This is a genomic window from Bradyrhizobium sp. Arg816 (assembly GCF_029989365.1).
GTDB lineage: Bacteria > Pseudomonadota > Alphaproteobacteria > Rhizobiales > Xanthobacteraceae > Bradyrhizobium.
Genome location: NZ_JAPRAQ010000028.1, coordinates 74,804 through 94,460, shown reverse-complemented (window position 1 = coordinate 94,460; position 19,657 = coordinate 74,804). Strand labels below are relative to the sequence as shown.

The window sequence follows — 19,657 nt, the reverse complement described above, 5'->3', positions numbered from 1 at the left end:
GCTGCATGCTTTCACAAAAACCACCCGCTGCCTACATCGCCGCAAGTCGATGTTGACGCGGGGCGGCCGGGACTCATCATGAGATTCGCAATCACAATCCTTCTCGGCGCGGCGCTGCTCGCAAATCCACTCGCAAGCCCCGCCGCTGCTCAAACCGGAGGCAACGCCATTCCGCCCACCACACTCAGCCTGGGCACCGCGACGCCCGGCGGCGGCTTTCCGCTCTATGGCAACGCTTTTGCGGAAGTGATGAATGCGGCCGATCCGCAAATCACCATCGCGCCCCGCAACACCAAGGGCAGCAATGAGAACATTCCGCTGCTGGAGAAGGGCGAGCTCGATCTCGCGCTGGTCGCGGGCGAGCCGGCCTATGAGGCCTTCGCCGGCATCGGCCGCGCGCCTGTGCGGTTGAAGATTTTGACGGCGATCTATTCCAATCCCGGAATGTTCGTGGTCCGGGCGGACAGTCCGTACAAGACCATTCACGATCTCGTCGGCCAGCCCGTCGCCTTCGGCGCCAAAGGCTCGGGCCTGCCGATCTTGGCGCGCTATGTGCTCGATGGTCTCGGCCTCAAGCAGGACGAGGATTTCAAGGCCGTCTATCTCGACCGCGCCGGCGATGGCCCCGCGATGGTCGAGGACGGACGTGTTGCAGCACTCTGGGGCGCCGGTATCGGCTGGCCCGGTTTTGCCGCGGTGGCATCGGGTGCGTCAGGCGCGCGCTTCATTGCGCCCAGCGCTGAAGAGATCACGCGCATTCGCGCCAAGCATGCGTTCCTGAAGCCGCTGCTCGTGCCGGCCGGCTCCTATCCGAAGCAGGCCGAGCCGATCGCCTCGCTCGGCTCGTGGAGTTTCGTCCTCACGCGCGAGGACCTGCCCGATGACGTCGCCTATCGCCTCGCGAAGACGCTGCACGGCGTCGAGGCGACGTTCTGCAAGCAGCTCGCGCAGGCCTGCGAGACCACGGCGTCGAACACCGTCGCGGCAGCGCCGAAGCCGGAACTGATCCATCCGGGCGTGATGAAGTATTTTCGTGAGATCGGGGTGGTGAAGTAGCGAATGGCGAGTGGTGAATGGCGAATGGCGAATGGAGCCTTCCCCATTCGCCACTCCCTATTCGCAATTCGCCATCATCACTTCTTCACCAACGGACACGCCGGGTCCGGCGGCCCGAACGCCTTGTCGCCCGAGATGGTCGTGAGGATCTTGTAATAGTCCCACGGATATTTGCTCTCCTCCGGCGTCTTCACCTGCACCAGCCAGAGATCGTGCACCATCAGATTGTCATCGCGCAGTTTGCCGTTGCGGGCGAAGAAATCCTCGATCGGCTTTTCCCGCATCTTCGCCGCGACCTTGAGCGGATCGTCGGTGCCGGTCTCCTTGATGGCGTTGAGATAGTGCATCACGCTCGAATAGACGCCGGCCTGCCACATCGACGGCATCTTGTTCATCTTGGCGAAATAGCGCTTCGACCATTCGCGGGTCTTGTCGTCCATGTCCCAGTAGAACGACGTCGTCAGCAACAGTCCTTGGGCGGCCTGCAGGCCGAGGCCGTGGATGTCGGTGATCAGCGCCAGCAGCGCCGCCATCTGCTGGCCGCCCTTGAACACGCCGAACTCCGAGCCGGTCTTGATCTCGTTCATGTTGTTCGGGGGACCTGCGGCAATGCCGATGATCTTGGCCTTGGAGGCCTGCGCCTGCAGCACGAAGGAGGAGAGGTCGGGTGTTGCCAGCGGCGGCCGCACCGAGCCCAGCACCTTGCCGCCATTGGCGGTGACGACGCTGGAGGCGTCGCGCTCCAGCGAATGGCCGAAGGCGTAGTCGTCGGTGATGAAGAACCAGCTGTCGCCGCCGCGCTTGACCACCGCATCCGCGGTGCCGACCGCGAGCGCGCGGGTGTCGAACACCCACTGGATCGCATACGGCGAGCAGAACTTGCCGTGGAAGTCCGCCGTGCCGGTGGAGTGGGTGATGAACAGCCGCTTCTTCTCGTTGGCGATGTTCTGCACCGCGAGCCCGACCGCGGAGACCGGCACGTCGACGATCAGGTCGACCTGATCGACGTCATACCAGCGCCGCGCGATGCCGCCGCCGATGTCGGCCTTGAGCTGGTGGTCGCCGATCACGATGCTGATCGGCTTGCCGAGCACCTTGCCGCCGAAATCGTCGATCGCCATCTGCGCCGCCGTCACCGAACCCTGGCCGGTCGGCGCGGAGGCGGGGCCGTTCATGTCGGTGAGCACGCCGATCTTGACGATGTCATCGGAAACCTGCGCCGACGCCGCACCCGGCAGCAGCGCCGCCGTCAAGCACGTCGCGACAAAGCCGGCCGCGACCGGCAGTCCAAATCTCGTTGGATTCACGCTTGTCCTCCCCTGATCCGGCTCGTTGGCCGGTGTTGCCCGGGTATGCCCGGCTGAATTGGTTTCTTTTGCAACTATTTGGGGGCGGGCGTCAACGTCAGGCCGCGAAGCGGATCTGCCCCGCCGGCGAGGGATCGTAGCCGGTCAGCTCCTCGGCGCGCTGCCGCAGCCGCCTTTCGCTGAGGAACCGGATCAGGGCCTGCATCGGCGGGCGGAAATAGCTGCGTTGCCGCATTGCGAGATCAAAATTCTCCCAGACCAGCGGCACGAAGTCGAGCCCGGCCGAGCGCGCCGCTGCACGCGTCGCGATTCCGCAATCGGCCTGTCCCGCGCGGACGATCTCGGCGAGATCCGGCCCGGTGAGGGCCGGCGTCTCGACCCGGCGCAGATCGCGCGTCGCGGCGCCGGCGCGCTTCAACAGCACGTCGAGCAGCATCTGTGCGCCTGTGCCCTGTTGTCGCATCGCCATCCTGACACCGAGCGCAAGCACGTCGGAGAGGCCGCGCAGCCGCTTCGGATTGCCCGGCGGCAGCACGAGACCCTGCTCGCGGCGCACGAATGCGACCAGCACCGCATCATGCAGGTCCGGAGCGTCACGCAGCGCCGTCGCACTGGCGTCGGTGGCAAGATTGCCGTCGGCCTCCAGGCTGTGGAAGTGCACCGCCACCGCCATCACCTCGTCGCGCTGCAAGCGCTCGAGCCCGCGCGCGCTGCCCTCGCTCATCGATCCCAGGCCCGAGCCGGATTCACGCAGGCTCCAGTCCAAAAGCTCGTCCTGGCTGCCGCCCACCACCGGCGGCGGCTCCGCAGTCAGCATGCCGGCCGGACGCGCCAGTCCCGACAGGACCCAGAGGTCGAGCTCGTGCCGCGGGAAGAGCCACTTCCCGGTCACCTTGGTGCAGGGAATCGCGCCGGTGGTGACGAGTTCGTAGAGCTTGCGTTCACCGAGCCGAAGGTAGTCGGCGGCTTCGCTGGTCGTCAGGAATTCCATCCTGCATTCCTATGCAAATTCTTGCTTCTTTTTGGCGTTCGACGCAGGTGGAATTCTGCATTTCAATTTACGTCCGCCAGGACCATGCCCGATCATCTCGCTGCTTTGCAACACATCCTCACGCGCGATCTCTGCTTTGGTGAGCGATCCCCAAGCACCCGCGTGGCGCGGGCCTTGCGGCCGTCGCGCTCGCAATTGCAATGGGCGCACCGCGCGAGCCGCATTGCCGAAATGTCCCGAGTGAGGAGCGCAACGCGCAAACGCGTCACGAGTGTGGCGCAATCGATCATCATCATGATTGCGTCATAGCCAATGGGAACCCGATCATGGTCGTCCGCCGCCTGTCCGTTGCACTCGCGCTTCTCTGCGGCCTCGCCGCGGGCATGGCGGCGTCATTTGCGGAGGACCGCGCGATCGTGCTGGCCTCGACCACGGCGACACAGGAGTCCGGCCTGCTCGATCATCTGCTGCCGATCTTCCGCGAGAAGACCGGCATCGAGGTGACGGTGATCGCGCGGCGCGCCGATGAAGTGCTCGACGGCGCGCGCAGGGGCGAGGTCGACGTCGTGCTGATGCACGCACGGCCGCAGGAGGAGAAGTTCGTCGCCGACGGTTTTGGCGAGAAGCGTTTTGACGTGATGTACAACGACTATGTGCTGATCGGACCGAAGAGCGATCCCGCCGCCGTGAAAGGCAAGGACATCGCCACTGCGCTGAAGGCGATCGAGGCCAAGGGCGCGCCGTTCGTGACGCGCGGCGATCGCTCGGGCACCCATGGCGCGGAGCTCGCGCTCTGGATCGTCGCCGGCATCGATATCGCTGCTGCCAAGGGCGCATGGTATCGCGAAGTCAAGCAAGGGATGGACGCAGCCCTCGACGCGGCGCGCACGGCGAACGCCTATGTGCTGTCCGACCGCGGCAGCTGGATCGCCTTCAAGGATCGCGGCGATCTCGACATCGTCGTCGAAGGCGACAAGCGGCTGCTCAATCAGTACGGCGCGATGCTGGTGAACTCCGAAAAATTTCCGAACGTGAAGAAGGAGCTGGGGCAGACCTTCATCGACTGGCTGATCTCGCCGGAGGGGCAGGCGGCGATCGCCGGCTACAAGGTCGACGGACAGCAGCTGTTCTTCCCCAATGCGGCCAAGTCCGGCGGCTGATCTTCGCATCGCCAGCGGTTGCCAAACCGGGCGATGCATGGTCCATCATGGCGCATGACCCAGCGCCTGCCGCCATCGCTGACGCCGCTCGACACTGCGCTCGCCGCGTTGCTGCGAGGCGTTGATCCGATCGCGACGATCGAGTTGCCCCTGACGGAGGCCGCCGGCTGCATCGCGGCAGGGACGCCGCTGCTTGTGGCGTCTCCGCCGCGCGACATCGCCGCTGCGGATGGCTGGGCGCTCTGCGCCAACGATATTGTCGGCGCGTCCGCCTATTCGCCGCTGCCTCTGATGACGGCGCCCGTTTGGGTCGATGCCGGCGACGCGATGCCGCCGGGATGTGATTGTGTGCTCGATGCCGACGCAGTCGAGGTGTCGGGTCCACTCGCCCAGGTGCTGGCGGAGGGCGTGCCCGGACAGGGCGTCAGGCGCGCCGGAAGCGACATCGCCGGGCGCGCGCCTGCCGTGGCAGAAGGGCATTTGATCAATTCTGCCACTTTGCTGCTCGCGCGCGCCGCCGGTGTTGAAAAGCTGAGCGTACGGCAACCGCGGCTGGGCATCGTCAACGTGCCGGGCGCAGCCGTGACGGCGCACATGATTGCCGAGATCGCGCGCGCCACAGGGCTGCAGGTGCAAGCGCGCGAAGCTGCCGCGCGAGATGTAGGATCGATCGCGGAAGTGCTCGGCAGTCTCACCTGCGATCTCGTCGTGACGATCGGCGGCAGCGGCGCCGGCCGCCGGGATGCCGCGGTCAGCGCGCTAGCCCGGCATGGTGACGTGTTCGCCCACGGCCTCGCGCTTCAGCCCGGGCGCACCGCCGCGGTCGGGCGGCTCGGACAGGTTCCCGTCGTCGCCTTGCCCGGCTCGCCCGACCATGCGCTTGCGGCCTGGCTCGCGCTCGTGCTGCCGCTCGTCGATCGGCTGTCGGCGCGGCAGTTACGCCGACGCATGACCCTGCCGCTTGCGCGAAAAATCGCATCCAGTGTCGGCATCGCCGAAATCGCCCTGCTGGCCGAGGAACATCACGCGTGGCTCCCGCTTGCGGTGGGGGAATGGCCGCTTCAGGCCATTGCCCGGGCCGATGCATGGCTGCTCGTTCCCGCCAGCCACGAGGGATTTGCGGCAGGAACGCCGGTCGATGCCTATCTGATGCGGGAATGATATGGGTTTGGCATGACGATGATCCCGCAATCGCAAGACCGCAGCGCGCTCGAGCAGGAGCAGTTCCTCAAGATCCTCTCTCGCGAGGACGCGCTGGCGCGTTTTGAAGCTGCGTTGTTCCCGCGCGCGGTCCCGAGCGAGGCGCGCAAGCTTGCCGATGCGCTCGGCGCGGGGCTGGCCGAAGACATCACGGCGCCGATCGACGTTCCGCCTTTCGACCGTTCCAATGTTGACGGCTTTGCCGTGCGCTCGGCCGATCTCGCCACGGCCGGCGAAGGCGCGCCCGTTCGCCTTGTGCTGAACGGCGAGACCATTCACTGCGGCACCGCGCCGAAGCTGCAAGTGGCGACAGGAACCGCAACGCCGATCGCAACCGGCGGGCCGTTACCACGCGGCGCCGACGCCGTCGTCATGGTCGAGCATACCCAGCCCGCCGGATCCGATGCGATCGACGTCCGGCGAGCCGTTTCGCCTGGACAGTTCGTGTCCTACGCCGGCTCCGACATCGCGCGCGGCGAGGCGCTGCTGCGCGCCGGCACGATCATCGGCTCGCGCGAGATCGGCATGCTGGCGGCCTGCGGCATCGCCGAGGTGACCGTCGCGCGCAAGCCGCGTGTTGCCGTGATCTCCACCGGTGACGAACTGGTTCAGCCCGGCGAGGCGCTTGCGCCGGCTGCGATCTACGACACCAACGGCGCCATCGTCGCCGCCGCGATCGACGAGAACGGCGGCGAGGCGGTGTTCCTCGGCGCCATTCCCGACGATGAGGCAAAACTCGAAGCCGCCATGCGCCGCGCGCTGGTGGACGCCGACATGCTGGTGCTCTCGGGCGGCACCTCGAAGGGCGCGGGCGACGTGTCCCATCGCATCATCGGCCGGCTCGGCCAGCCCGGCATCATCGCGCATGGCGTCGCGCTCAAGCCCGGCAAGCCGCTGTGCCTTGCGGTGTGCGACGGCAAACCGGTGGTGATCCTGCCGGGCTTTCCGACCTCGGCGATGTTCACATTCCACGACATGATCGTGCCGGTGTTGCGCAAAATGGCCGGGCTGCCGCCGCGCTCCGATGCCAAGGTGAACGCAACCGTGCCGGTGCGCATCGTCTCCGAACTCGGCCGTACCGAGTTCGTCATGGTCTCGCTGGTCGGCGGCAAGGACGGCCTGATCGCCTATCCCTCCGGCAAGGGGTCCGGTGCGATCACATCGTTCGCGCAGGCCGACGGTTTTCTGCGCATCGACGCGCTCGCCGACCAGATGCCGGCGGGCACCGACGCCGAGGTGACGCTGTTCACGCCGCATGTGCGGGTGCCCGATCTCGTCATCGTCGGCAGCCATTGCACCGGCCTCGATCTCGTCACGGCGCAACTCGCGCATGCGGGGCTGACCGTGCGCTCAATCGCGGTCGGCAGCCTCGGCGGACTCGCGGCGGCGAAGCGGGGCGAATGCGATCTCGCGCCGATCCATCTGTTCGACGACAAGACCGAAACCTACAACAGGCCATATCTCGTCGACGGTCTCGAGCTCGTGCCGGGCTGGCGGCGGATGCAGGGCATCGTGTTCCGGAACGGCGACAAGCGTTTTGAGGGGCTCGGTGCGAAGGAAGCCGTCGCCGCCGCGCTCGCGGACTCCGCCTGCATCATGGTCAACCGCAACCAGGGCGCCGGCACGCGCATCCTGATCGACCGGCTGCTCGGCGGTGCGCGCCCGGAAGGTTACTGGAATCAGCCGCGCTCGCACAATGCCGTGGCTGCGGCTGTCGCGCAGCACCGCGCCGACTGGGGCATGACCATTGCGCCGGTCGCCCATGCGGTCGGCCTTGGTTTCATTCCGTTCGCGGAAGAGCATTATGATTTCGCGCTGGTGACGGCGCGCAAGCAGCGGCCGGCCGTGCAGGCCTTTCTCGACGCACTCGGCTCGGATGAGGCGCGTACTGCGCTGGAGCGGGCGGGCTTCCGGCCTGCATAGATCGACGACGCGGCGTTCAAGCCGCGCGACAGGGTGGGGGACGCGATGGCAAGGCCGCTTTCGGTTGCGATCGTCGGTGCCGGCATGGGCGGGCTTGCGACGGCCGCGGCGCTTCGGCGCGTCGGTATCGATGTGATGCTCTACGAGCAGGCCTCCCAGTTTGCCCGCATCGGCGCCGGCATCCAGATCGGCTGCAACGCGATGAAAGTGCTGCGCGCCCTGGGGCTGGAGGCGCGGATGCGCGAGCACTCGTTCTATCCTCGTTCCTGGAACAATCGCGACTGGAAGAGCGGCGACATCAAGTTCGACATGATTTTTGGCGAGAACGCCGAAGAGAAGTTCGGCGCGCCCTATCTGCTCGCCCATCGCGGCGATCTCCACGCTGCGCTGGCGAGCGCGGTGCCGAACGAATTTGTGAGGCTCAATCACAAGCTCGTCGGTCTCGACCAGACCGGCGATGGTGTCCGGCTGACCTTTGCGGATGGCACGCGTGCCGTCGCCGATGCCGTGGTCGGCGCGGACGGCGTCCATTCGACGGTCCGCGATATCCTGTTCGACGCCGCGCCGGCCAAATTCACCGGCCGCATCGCCTATCGCACCACCTATCCCGCCGCGCTGCTCGGCGGCGCAGGGATCGACGACTGCACCAAATGGTGGGGGGAGGACCGCCATATCGTGATCTATTACGTCAAGCCTGACCGCAGCGAGGTCTATCTCGTCACCAGCCAGCCCGAGCCGGACTTTCGCATCGAGTCCTGGTCGGCGAAGGGCGACGTGCGCGATCTGCGCACATCATTCGAAGGCTTTCATCCGCAGGTCGCTCGGGTGCTCGCCGCCTGTCCCGACGTGCACAAATGGGCGATCATGGACCGTGACGCGCTGGAGCGCTGGGCCGACGGCAAGGTGACGTTGCTCGGCGATGCCTGTCATCCGATGACGCCCTACATGGCGCAGGGTGCGGCGATGGCGATCGAGGACGCCGCCGTGCTGTCGCGCTGCCTCGACGGTGTCGGCCGCGACGGCGTCGCCAATGCGTTCCGCCGCTTCGAGGCGACGCGCAAGGAGCGTACCACGCGGGTGCAGGAGACCTCGCGCGCCAACATCTGGCTGAAGGAGCGCACTGATACGAGCTGGGTCTACGGTTACGACGCCTGGGAAGTGCCGCTGGCGGCTTGAGCGGCAGGCTCGCACTTGCGCCGACGCTTCTTGTCAGGACGCCGCATCCAGTGCGGCCAGCCGCTCGGCTTCGGCGATGTCCTCGACCGTGTTGGCGTTGAAGAACGGATCGAGCGGCTCGGCCGGCCATGTCACCGTTGCGAGCGGATAGCGCGCGGTCCAGCGGTCGATCTTGCGGAGGTCCTCGACGACCAGCGCGTGACGCAGCTGGTCGCGCAAGGCGACGCGCCACAAGCCGATCACAGGATGCGACTGGTCGCCTGATGCGGCGACCGCAAGCTGGGCGTTCTCGCGTTCCCGCGCCTCGTGCAGGCGCGCGACGAGATCGCGTGGCAGGAACGGGCAGTCGCCTGCGGCGCTCAGCACCCATTCGATGTCAGGCCGGTTCGCCGCCGTCCAGTCGAGCGCGGCGAGAATGCCGGCGAGGGGCCCGGGAAAGCCGGGTACGTCATCGGCGACAACGGGCAGGCCGAACGTCGCGAAACGTGCGGGATCGCCGTTCGCATTGAGGATCAATCCGCTACATTGCGGCGTCAATCGTGCGATCACGCGCTCAAGGATGGTGCGGCCGCCGATGGTCCGCATCGGCTTGTCGCCGCCGCCCATGCGCCGTGCGAGGCCGCCTGCGAGCAGCACGCCCTGCGTTTCCGGAAAGTCAGTCGTCACCACCTTCACCCTTGCGTTTGTGCTTCGCCGATTCCTCCTCGACGTAAGCAAGGTTCTGGTCGTAGACGATCCGCTCTTCGCCCGCGAGCACGATGAAGCGCTTGCCGCGCGTGCGGCCGACCAGCGTCAGTCCGACCTGGCGAGCGAGATCGACGCCCCAGGCGGTGAAGCCGGAGCGCGACACCAGGATCGGAATGCCCATGCGCACGGTCTTGATCACCATTTCCGAGGTCAGCCGTCCCGTGGTGTAGAGGATCTTGTCGGAGGCATCGACGCCGTGGCGGTACATCCAGCCCGCGATCTTGTCGACCGCGTTGTGACGGCCGACGTCCTCGGTGTAGCAGAGCGGCTCGCCCTCCTTGCACAGCACGCAGCCATGGATCGCGCCGGCCTCCAGATAGAGAGAGGGCATGGTGTTGATGGTCTGCGTCATCTGGTAGAGCCAGGAGGTGCGCAGCTCTGCCTTCGGCAGAGCGACGCTCTCGACCGCCTCTAACAGGTCGCCGAACGCGGTGCCCTGCGCGCAGCCCGAGGTCTGGGTGCGCTTCTTCAGCTTGGCTTCGAAATTGGTGTGATGTGAGGTGCGCACCACCACCACCTGGAGGTCGTCGTCGTATTCGACCTCGGTGACCTCGTCATTATATTTCAGCATGTTTTGGTTGAGCAGATAGCCCAGCGCCAGATATTCCGGGTAGTCGCCGATCGTCATCATGGTGACGATCTCCTGCGAATTCAGGTAGAGCGTCAGCGGCCGTTCCATCGGCACCTTGATCTCGATCTTGGCGCCGGCCTGGTCGGTGCCGGTCACGCGCTCCGTCAGGCGCGGGTCGTCAGGGTTCGGAACGATCAGGGGCACCGGGGCTTTGTCGATCTTCATCATGGCCGTGACGTTAGCATGACATTCGGGTCAAGCCGATATAAGCATGCTCACGACGATGGAGAAGGCGGTTCCGGCCGCATGACACGGCTGGCGGAGATCGAGTTGCGATGAAAGTCATCGGCCTTGCGGGCTGGAGCGGTGCGGGCAAGACCACGCTGTTGACGCGGCTGATCCCGCATTTCAACGCGCAAGGCCTGCGCGTCTCCGTCATCAAGCATGCCCATCACCAGTTCGACGTCGACGTGCCCGGCAAGGATTCCTGGCGCCACCGCGAGGCCGGCGCGGCCGAGGTGCTGGTTGCGTCGTCGAACCGCTGGGCCCTGATGCATGAGTTGCGCGGCGCGGCGGAGCCGCGGCTGCCGGAACTATTGAGCAAGCTGTCAGCCGTCGATCTCGTCGTGGTCGAGGGCTTCAAGCGCGAGCCGCACCGCAAGATCGAGGTGCATCGCGCCGGCAACGGCAAGCCGCTGCTGTTTCCCGATGATCCCGGGATTGTCGGGATTGCGACCGATAGCGCCATTGAAACCCGCCTGCCGACCGTCCATCTCGATGATATCGAGGCCGCCGCGGCATTGCTGCTGCGTGCGGCGATGCCGGTCGAGGAAGCGGTGGCAAAAAGCGCCGCGATACGCTGACGAGGCACCATGGCGCAACTGTCGGACGATTGCTTTGCCTTCGGTGGACCGATGATGTCGGTCGATGAGGCCGTTGGTCTGATCACGACCCGCGTCAACGCGATTGCCGATCTGGAGACGGTAGCGCTCGTCGATGCCGATGGACGCGTGCTCGCGCGCGATATCGCGGCGCCCCTGCCGCTGCCGCCTTTCACCAACTCCGCCGTCGACGGTTACGCCGTGCGCAATGCCGACCTTCCGGACAGCGCGGAACGGGCATTCCCGCTCGACGGTCGCATCCAGGCCGGCGGCCTTGCGCAGGCGCCGATCAAGGCCGGCCACACTGTGCGCATCTTCACGGGCGCGCCGATGCCGCCTGACGCCGAGACCGTCTTCATGCAGGAAGACGTTCGCCTCGATGAGGCCGGCAGAGTCGTGCTGCCGCCGGGGCTGAAGCCCGGCGCGAATGTCCGCCCGGCGGGCGAGGACATTCCGCAGGGACACGTCGCGCTGCGGGCCGGCCAGCGCTTGCTGCCGCAGCATGTCGCGCTTGCTGCAGCATTCGGCCTTGTCAGGCTCGACGTCGTCAGGCGCATCCGCGTCGCCGTGTTCTCGACCGGTGACGAGCTGGCTTCGCCCGGCGAGCCGCGCGTGGCGTCACAGCTGTTCGATTCCAACCGCTTCATGCTGATGGCGATGTTGCGCCGGCTCGGCTGCGAGGTCTCCGACCTCGGCATCTTGCGCGACGAGCGCAATGCGCTCGCGGATGGATTGAAGCAGGTTGCAGGCAGCCACGATCTGATCCTCACCACCGGCGGCGTCTCGACCGGCGAGGAGGACCACGTCAAGGCGGCGGTCGAGAGCATCGGCTCGCTGGTGCTGTGGCGGATGGCAATCAAGCCCGGCCGTCCCGTGGCGATGGGCATCATCGGCGGCACGCCGCTGATCGGCCTGCCCGGCAATCCCGTCGCCAGTTTTGTGACCTTCGTCCACGTGGTGCGGCCGACGGTGCTGGCGCTTGCGGGCAGTCTGCCGGAGCCGCTGTTGCCGATTCCGGTGCGCGCCGCGTTCACCTACAAGAAGAAGATCGGCCGCCGCGAATATGTTCGCAGCTCGTTGCGACGCGGAGAGGACGGTGCGTTGGAAGCGGTCAAGTTTCCGCGCGAAGGCGCAGGGCTGTTGTCGTCACTGGTCGAGACCGATGGCCTCATCGAACTCGGCGACGACATCACGCGTGTCGAGCCGGGACAGAGCGTAGGTTTCTTGTCCTATGCGGACTTGCTCTGAGGCCTCGCGTTGACGCGATCGCCTCACCCCGCCATGTTGCGCCCATGACCAGAACCACGCTCGATCTCACCGGGTTGAAATGCCCGCTACCTGCCCTGAAGACGCGCAAGGCGCTCAAACCGTTACAGCCGGGCGATCAGCTCGAAGTGCACTGCACCGACCCCTTGTCGGTGATTGACATTCCGAACCTGATCCGCGAGACGGGCGACACGGTGGAGATCACCGAGCGCAACGAGGCGCGCATCGTGTTCTTGATAGAAAAGATCAATGGTTCAATAGAGAAAACCAATGGTGCACTGCGTTCGTAGTGCGCGGTCACTCTGCTGATACCTACCTTTTGTCTATCGACATCAATCGTGGCTTCTGCCCCAATTGACAACCTCCGTGCAGGCGCGGAGGTTGAGCTTTGTCTGCGATACGCGGATGAGCGGGCCAAACTCGCGAAGCCTGCACGGTGTATCGGCATAGAGCCCCGCTCGAGGGGTTAACGACTCGGGTGCGCGTGACGATCCTGGCGCGCGTCGAATGATTGTGCGGAGCAGCAGGGACCGTTGGCTGCACCGCAATGGGCTGAGGACCAGGATTGCAGCGGCAGGCTTGCTCAGAAGGGCAACTGCAGGGGAGGACTACATGGCAACAATCGAGAGCGCTGGAACACTTTCGGGTGCCGGCGCAGGTTTTCTGGATCGCGAACGAACCATCGCGACCGCCGGCTTCAATCGCTGGCTGGTGCCGCCGGCTGCGCTCTGCATCCATCTCTGCATCGGCATGGCCTACGGCTTCTCGGTGTTCTGGCTGCCGCTGTCGCGCGCGATCGGATTGAGCGCGCCGAAAGCATGTCCGGACATGTCGCTGTTTCAGGAACTGTTCACGACCAGCTGCGACTGGAAGGTCGCCAGCATGGGGTGGATGTACACGCTGTTCTTCGTGCTGCTCGGTATCGCGGCCGCGGTTTGGGGCGGCTGGCTGGAGCGTGTGGGCCCGCGCAAGGCCGGCTTCGTCTCGGCGCTGTGCTGGTGCGGCGGTCTCTTCCTCGGTGCGATCGGGGTCTACACCCATCAGCTCTGGCTGTTGTGGCTGGGCTCGGGCGTGATCGGCGGCATCGGTCTCGGCCTTGGCTATATCTCGCCGGTGTCGACGCTGGTGAAGTGGTTTCCGGACCGCCGCGGCATGGCGACCGGCATGGCCATCATGGGCTTCGGCGGCGGCGCCATGATCGGCGCTCCGCTGGCGAACCTGTTGATGAACTACTTCAAGACCCCGACCTCGGTCGGCGTCTGGGAGACCTTCGTCGCGATGGGCGTCATCTACTTCGTGTTCATGATGATCGGCGCGTTCCGCTATCGCTTGCCGCCGCCCGGCTGGCAGCCCGAGGGCTGGACGCCGCCGTCGAAGGCCAACGCGATGATCTCGAAGAGCAACGTCCATCTCAACGACGCGCACAAGACGCCGCAGTTCTGGCTGATCTGGTGGGTGCTGTGCCTGAACGTGTCGGCCGGCATCGGCGTGATCGGCATGGCCTCGCCGATGCTCCAGGAGATCTTCGCCGGCAAGCTGATCGGCCTGCCTGAAGTCGGCTTCAACGCGCTCGACGCCGGGCAGAAGGCGCAGATCGCCGCGATCGCCGCGGGCTTCGCCGGATTGCTGTCGCTGTTCAACATCGGCGGCCGCTTCTTCTGGGCATCGCTGTCGGACAAGATCGGGCGCAAGAACACCTACTACACGTTCTTCATCCTCGGCATCGTGCTCTACGCGCTGGCGCCGACGTTTGCGGCGATGGGCTCGAAGCTCCTGTTCGTGCTCGGCTTCGGCATCATCCTGTCGATGTATGGCGGCGGGTTCGCCACCGTGCCGGCCTACCTTGCCGACATGTTCGGGACTCAGTTCGTCGGCGCCATCCACGGCCGGCTGCTGACGGCGTGGTCCACCGCGGGCATCATCGGCCCCGTCGTGGTGAACTACATCCGCGAGTTCCAGCTCGCGGCGGGCGTGCCGCGCGATCAGCTCTACAACACGACCATGTACATCCTGTGCGCGATGCTGATCGCGGGCCTGATCTGCAACTACCTGATCAAGCCGGTCGATTCGAAGTGGCACATGAAGGAAGCCGACGTCGCCAAGCTGCAAGCGGCGAGCGCCAGCGCCGCTGCCGCGGGACCGCACGGCTCCTACGGCATCGGATTCGGCGGGCTTGACGTCAAGGCGGCGATGTTCTGGGCCTTCGTCGGCGTTCCCCTGCTTTGGGGTGTCTGGAAGACGCTGGAGAGCGCGGTCAAGATCTTCTGATCGCCGTTGAGACTGCCGCGGGATGCTGATCATCGGCGTCCCGCGGCGTTCGCCTTTTAGACATCATCGAGAGTCGGACTTAATCAAGAGTGGGACTTAGGGGGATTGAAATGCTTCGCACCCGAATTTGCCTTGTGGCCGTGTTGCTTGTCGCTGGCCTTCATGCCGCATCCGCGCAGACGACGCCGCCGGCGGCGCCTGCCGCAACGACCGAAGCCAAGCCGGGCAAGATCAAGCTCACCATGCAGAAGCTGAAGGACATGAAGGCGAAGTGGGCGGCCAACAAGCCGAAGCTCAAGGCCTGCCGCGCCGACGTGAAGTCCAAGGGCCTCGCTGGCGACGACCGCTGGTTCTACATCGAAGAGTGCATGAACAAGACGTGAGGCCGCGCCGCAAATAGGGTCGATGAAGGGGCATGGAGCCGGGCGGCTGCATGCCCCTTAAATGCTTATCGGAACGCATGAATTCTCTTGGCATCTGGTATGCCAAAGGCTAGGGTTGGACTCGTTCTAAAGAAGAGATACGAGACGCATCGATGAGTCACGACGTGCACGAGGTCCGCTCGTTCGAACATCCGGGCGAGGGACGGAAGCGAGCCAAGGCCACGCCCAAGGGGCGGCAGGTCGATCCCACCGCCGCACACGAGATCGAGCAGTTGCTCGGCGACAGGCCGCGGCGGCGCGATCTGCTGATCGAATATCTGCACCTGATCCAGGACAAATATCACCAGATCTCGGCCGCACATCTCGCCGCGCTTGCCGACGAGATGAAGCTCGCCTTCGCGGAAGTATTCGAAACCGCGACCTTCTACGCCCATTTCGACGTCGTGAAGGAAGGCGAGCCTGATATCGCGCCGCTGACGATCCGCGTCTGCGATTCTCTCACTTGCGCGATGCTGGGCGGCGAGAAGCTGCTCGCGGATTTGCAGAGTACATCGGGTCCCGGCATCCGCGTCGTGCGCGCGCCCTGCGTCGGCCGCTGCGATACCGCGCCGGCGGCTGAGGTCGGTCACAATTTCGTCGATCACGCGACCGTGGCCAATGTGATGGCGGCGGCGAAGGCCGGCGATACCCACGCGCATCTGCCTGAGTACGTTGACTACGACGCCTATATCGCCGGCGGCGGCTACAAGCTGCTCCATCGCGTGCGCTCGGGTGAGTTGCCGAAAGACGATCTGCTGAAGGCGCTCGACGACGCCTCGCTGCGCGGTCTCGGCGGCGCCGGCTTCCCCACGGGCCGGAAATGGCGCGCGGTGCTGGGCGAAGCCGGCCCGCGGCTGATGGCGATCAATGGCGACGAGGGCGAGCCTGGCACGTTCAAGGACCGCGTCTATCTCGAAAGCGATCCGCATCGCTTCATCGAAGGCATGCTGCTCGGCGCGCATGTCGTGCAGGCCTCCGACGTCTACATCTATCTGCGCGACGAATATCCGGCATCGCGCGAGATCCTCGAGCGCGAGATCGCAAAGCTTCCGCCGGGCGGTCCGACGCTGCACATGCGCCGCGGCGCCGGCGCCTATATTTGCGGGGAAGAGTCCTCGCTGCTCGAAAGCATCGAGGGCAAGCGCGGGCTGCCCAGGCACAAGCCGCCTTATCCGTTCCAGGTCGGCCTGTTCGGCCTGCCGACGCTGATCAACAACATCGAGACGCTGTGGTGGGTGCGCGACATCGTCGAGAAGGGCGCGGACTGGTGGAAGGGCAATGGCCGCCATGAGCGTCACGGCCTGCGCAGCTTCTCGGTCTCGGGCCGCGTCAAGAACCCCGGCATGAAGCTGGCACCCGCCGGCATCACCGTGCGCGAATTGATCGACGAATATTGCGGCGGCATGGCCGACGGGCACCAGTTCTATGCGTACCTGCCGGGCGGCGCGTCGGGCGGCATTTTGCCGGCTTCCATGGACGGCATCCCGCTCGATTTCGGCACGCTGGAGAAATACGGCTGCTTCATCGGCTCGGCCGCGATCGTGATCCTGTCGCAAAAGGACAGCGTGCGCGCGGCCGCGCTGAACCTGATGAAGTTCTTCGAGGACGAGAGCTGCGGCCAGTGCACGCCGTGCCGTGTCGGAACCCAGAAGGCGGCGCAGCTGATGCAGAAGCCGGTCTGGAACCGCGCACTTCTGGAAGAATTGAGCCAGGCGATGCGCGATGCCTCGATCTGCGGGCTCGGACAGGCGGCATCGAATCCGTTGTCCACCGTGATCAAATATTTCCCTGACGAGTTCAAGGAAGCGGCCGAATGACCAAAATTACGTTCGAGCTCGACGGCAAGCAGGTCGAAGCCAAACCCGGCGAAACGATCTGGCAAGTCGCCAAACGCCAAGGCCGCGAGATTCCGCATCTGTGCTATTCGCCGGCGCCCGATTACCGCCCCGACGGCAATTGCCGCGCCTGCATGGTCGAGATCGAGGGCGAGCGCGTGCTCGCCGCGTCCTGCAAGCGCACCCCGTCCGTCGGCATGAAGGTGAAGACCGAGTCCGCGCGTGCGGTGTCGGCGCAAAAAATGGTGATGGAGCTGCTCGTCGCCGATCAGCCGGCGCGCGAGACCTCGCACGATCCGGATTCGAAGCTCTGGCACTGGGCCGAGACCACAGGCGTCACCGAGAGCCGCTTCCCCGCCGCCGAGCGCTGGGCGACCGACGCCAGCCATCCGGCGATGCGCGTCAATCTCGATGCCTGCATCCAGTGCGGCCTCTGCGTGCGCGCCTGCCGCGAGGTCCAGGTCAACGACGTCATCGGCATGGCGTATCGCAGCCATGGCTCGAAGATCGTGTTCGACTTCGACGATCCCATGGGCGAGTCCACCTGCGTCGCCTGCGGCGAGTGCGTGCAGGCCTGCCCGACCGGCGCGCTGATGCCGGCCGTCATGCTCGACGAGAAGCAGACCCGTGTCGTCTACGCCGACAAGAAAGTGGATTCGCTCTGCCCGTTCTGCGGCGTCGGCTGCCAGGTGACCTACGAGGTCAAGGACGAGAAGGTGATCTACGCCGAGGGTCGCGACGGTCCTGCCAATCACAACCGTCTCTGCGTCAAGGGCCGCTTCGGCTTCGACTATATCCACCATCCGCATCGTCTGACCAAGCCGCTGGTGCGGCTGCCGAATGCGAAGAAGGATTCCAACGACCAGGTCGACCCGGCCAATCCCTTCACGCATTTCCGCGAAGCGAGCTGGGAAGAAGCGCTCGACATCGCAGCCAAGGGCCTCGTCAAGATCCGCGACGAGAAGGGCGTGAAGGCGCTGGCCGGCTTCGGCTCGGCCAAGGGCTCGAACGAAGAGGCCTATCTGTTCCAGAAGCTGGTGCGCACCGGTTTCGGCTCGAACAATGTCGACCATTGCACGCGGCTCTGCCACGCCTCGTCGGTGGCGGCGCTGTTCGAAGGCCTGAGCTCGGGCGCGGTGTCGGCGCCGTTCTCGGCTGCGATGGATGCCGAGGTGATCTGGGTGATCGGCGCTAATCCGACCGTGAACCATCCGGTCGCCGCGACCTTCATCAAGAACGCGGTCAAGCAGAATGACGCCAAGCTGTTCGTGATGGACCCGCGCCGGCAGTCGCTGTCGCGTCACGCGACCAAGCATCTGCAGTTCAAGCCGGGCTCCGACGTCGCCATGCTGAATGCGATGATCAACACGATCATCACCGAAGGCCTGACCGACGACCAGTATATCGCCGGTTACACCGAGGGATTTGAGGACCTCAAGGAGAAGATCAAGGAGTTCACGCCGGAGAAGATGGAGCCGATCTGCGGCATCCCGGCGCAAACTCTGCGCGAGGTTGCGCGCACCTATGCGCGGGCAAAATCGTCGATCATCTTCTGGGGCATGGGCATCAGCCAGCATGTCCACGGCACCGACAATGCGCGCTGCCTGATCGCGCTCGCGCTGATCACCGGCCAGGTCGGCCGTCCCGGTACAGGTCTGCATCCGCTACGCGGCCAGAACAACGTGCAGGGCGCCTCCGACGCCGGCCTGATCCCGATGTTCCTGCCGGATTATCAGCCGGTCAGCCGCGACGATCTGCGCGGCAATTTCGAAAAACTGTGGCAGCAGGATCTCGATCCCGTCCGCGGCCTGACCGTGGTCGAAATCATGAATGCGATCCATGCCGGCGAGATCACGGGCATGTATATCGAGGGCGAGAATCCCGCGATGTCCGATCCCGATCTCCAGCATGCGCGCCAGGCGCTCGCCATGCTCGATCATCTCGTCGTGCAGGATCTCTTCGTCACCGAGACCGCGTTCCACGCCGACGTCATCCTGCCGGCCTCGGCCTTTGCCGAAAAGGACGGCTCCTTCACCAACACCGATCGCCGCGTGCAGCTCGCGCGCCAAGTGATCAAGCCGCCGGGCGATGCGCGGCAGGATCTCTGGATCATCCAGGAGATCGGCAAGCGGATGGGCCTGCCCTGGAATTATTCCGGCCCCGGCGACGTCTACACCGAGATGGCGGAGTTGATGCCCTCGCTCAAGAACATCAGCTGGGAGCGGCTGGTGCGCGAAGGTGCCGTGACCTATCCGGCCGATGATCCGAACAAGCCCGGCAACGAGATCATCTTCACCACGGGCTTCCCGACCGCGAGCGGCCGCGGCAAGATCGTGCCGGCCAAGGTCATCCCGCCGGATGAGCTGCCCGACGCCGAATATCCGATGGTGCTCTCGACCGGCCGCGTGCTCGAGCATTGGCACACCGGCTCGATGACCCGCCGCGCGCAGGTGCTCGACCAGATCGAGCCGGAGGCGGTCGCGTTCATGTCGCCGAAGGACATGCACCGGAAGAAGCTCGCGCCCGGCGATTTCATCCGGCTGGAGACCCGCCGCGGTGCGGTCGAGGTCAAGGTCCGCTCCGATCGCGATGTGCCGGAGAACATGGTGTTCATGCCGTTCTGCTACGCGGAAGCCGCGGCGAACCTCCTGACCAATCCGGCGCTTGATCCCTTCGGCAAGATCCCGGAGTTCAAGTTCTGCGCGGCCAGGGCCGAGAGGGCGGAGATGCGGGACGCGGCGGAGTAATCTTTGCCGCCCTTCGCCGGGACGGCGGCCGAGTGTGTGGACGCAGGTGTGCCCACACCGTCATTGCGAGCGCAGCGAAGCAATCCAGAACTGCCTCCGCGGTAAGA

16 protein-coding genes are annotated in these 19,657 nt (G+C 65.5%); 12 read left to right on the top strand and 4 right to left on the bottom strand.

Annotated elements, in window-relative coordinates:
* The first annotated feature begins 78 nt into the window (after positions 1-78).
* A complete protein-coding gene (locus OWC48_RS39575; RefSeq protein WP_282524859.1) occupies positions 79-1,056 on the top strand; it encodes a TAXI family TRAP transporter solute-binding subunit in 978 nt (325 codons plus the stop codon).
* 77 nt (positions 1,057-1,133) lie between these two features.
* Here the strand turns inward: OWC48_RS39575 and OWC48_RS39570 are convergent, their stop codons facing one another.
* Both OWC48_RS39570 and OWC48_RS39565 read right to left on the bottom strand, forming a co-directional pair.
* Complete coding sequence (locus OWC48_RS39570; protein ID WP_282524858.1) at positions 1,134-2,363, bottom strand: ABC transporter substrate-binding protein; 1,230 nt, start codon at positions 2,361-2,363, stop codon at positions 1,134-1,136.
* A 97-nt stretch (positions 2,364-2,460) separates the two neighbouring features.
* The gene (locus tag OWC48_RS39565) at positions 2,461-3,354 is read right to left on the bottom strand and encodes a helix-turn-helix transcriptional regulator (RefSeq protein WP_282524857.1); all 894 of its coding nucleotides are present in this window, start codon (positions 3,352-3,354) and stop codon (positions 2,461-2,463) included.
* 326 nt (positions 3,355-3,680) lie between these two features.
* Between OWC48_RS39565 and OWC48_RS39560 the strand changes: the two genes are divergently transcribed.
* From OWC48_RS39560 to OWC48_RS39545, 4 genes are read left to right on the top strand one after another with little or no spacing between them, the layout of a single operon-like run.
* Positions 3,681-4,514 carry a substrate-binding domain-containing protein gene (locus OWC48_RS39560; protein ID WP_282524856.1) on the top strand — a complete coding sequence of 278 codons (834 nt, stop codon included), beginning with the start codon at positions 3,681-3,683 and terminating at the stop codon, positions 4,512-4,514.
* Positions 4,515-4,568: 54 nt separating this feature from the next.
* The gene (locus OWC48_RS39555) at positions 4,569-5,675 is read left to right on the top strand and encodes a molybdopterin-binding protein (RefSeq protein ID WP_282524855.1); all 1,107 of its coding nucleotides are present in this window, start codon (positions 4,569-4,571) and stop codon (positions 5,673-5,675) included.
* Between the two features lie 12 nt (positions 5,676-5,687).
* Positions 5,688-7,637: a molybdopterin biosynthesis protein gene (locus OWC48_RS39550; RefSeq protein ID WP_282524854.1), complete on the top strand. Its 1,950-nt coding sequence runs from the start codon at positions 5,688-5,690 to the stop codon at positions 7,635-7,637.
* A 45-nt stretch (positions 7,638-7,682) separates the two neighbouring features.
* Positions 7,683-8,813 carry an FAD-dependent monooxygenase gene (locus OWC48_RS39545; protein ID WP_282524853.1) on the top strand — a complete coding sequence of 377 codons (1,131 nt, stop codon included), beginning with the start codon at positions 7,683-7,685 and terminating at the stop codon, positions 8,811-8,813.
* A 33-nt stretch (positions 8,814-8,846) separates the two neighbouring features.
* Here OWC48_RS39545 and mobA read toward each other — a convergent pair whose 3' ends face one another.
* Positions 8,847-9,482, bottom strand: a complete 636-nt coding sequence (gene mobA / locus OWC48_RS39540) for a molybdenum cofactor guanylyltransferase MobA (RefSeq protein ID WP_282524852.1) — start codon at positions 9,480-9,482, stop codon at positions 8,847-8,849.
* Complete coding sequence (fdhD, locus tag OWC48_RS39535) at positions 9,469-10,359, bottom strand: formate dehydrogenase accessory sulfurtransferase FdhD (RefSeq protein ID WP_282524851.1); 891 nt, start codon at positions 10,357-10,359, stop codon at positions 9,469-9,471. The genes mobA and fdhD overlap by 14 nt, the downstream gene beginning before the upstream one ends.
* 107 nt (positions 10,360-10,466) lie before the next feature.
* On the opposite strand from fdhD, the gene mobB reads away from it, so the two are divergent.
* From mobB to fdhF, 7 genes are all read left to right on the top strand, one after another.
* Positions 10,467-10,994 carry a molybdopterin-guanine dinucleotide biosynthesis protein B gene (gene mobB, locus OWC48_RS39530; RefSeq protein WP_282524850.1) on the top strand — a complete coding sequence of 176 codons (528 nt, stop codon included), beginning with the start codon at positions 10,467-10,469 and terminating at the stop codon, positions 10,992-10,994.
* 9 nt (positions 10,995-11,003) lie between these two features.
* Positions 11,004-12,260 carry a gephyrin-like molybdotransferase Glp gene (gene glp, locus OWC48_RS39525; RefSeq protein WP_282524849.1) on the top strand — a complete coding sequence of 419 codons (1,257 nt, stop codon included), beginning with the start codon at positions 11,004-11,006 and terminating at the stop codon, positions 12,258-12,260.
* Positions 12,261-12,304: 44 nt separating this feature from the next.
* Positions 12,305-12,568, top strand: coding sequence for a sulfurtransferase TusA family protein (locus tag OWC48_RS39520; protein ID WP_014497569.1), 264 nt, complete (start codon positions 12,305-12,307; stop codon positions 12,566-12,568).
* Positions 12,569-12,890: 322 nt separating this feature from the next.
* On the top strand, positions 12,891-14,546 hold the full coding sequence (locus OWC48_RS39515; RefSeq protein WP_282524848.1) for an OFA family MFS transporter: 1,656 nt from the start codon (positions 12,891-12,893) through the stop codon (positions 14,544-14,546).
* 110 nt (positions 14,547-14,656) lie between these two features.
* Complete coding sequence (locus OWC48_RS39510) at positions 14,657-14,929, top strand: hypothetical protein (protein ID WP_212454539.1); 273 nt, start codon at positions 14,657-14,659, stop codon at positions 14,927-14,929.
* Between the two features lie 152 nt (positions 14,930-15,081).
* The gene (locus tag OWC48_RS39505; protein ID WP_282524847.1) at positions 15,082-16,785 is read left to right on the top strand and encodes an NADH-ubiquinone oxidoreductase-F iron-sulfur binding region domain-containing protein; all 1,704 of its coding nucleotides are present in this window, start codon (positions 15,082-15,084) and stop codon (positions 16,783-16,785) included.
* The gene (gene fdhF / locus OWC48_RS39500; RefSeq protein ID WP_282524846.1) at positions 16,782-19,550 is read left to right on the top strand and encodes a formate dehydrogenase subunit alpha; all 2,769 of its coding nucleotides are present in this window, start codon (positions 16,782-16,784) and stop codon (positions 19,548-19,550) included. Before OWC48_RS39505 ends, fdhF begins: the two co-directional genes overlap by 4 nt.
* Positions 19,551-19,657: the final 107 nt, after the last annotated feature.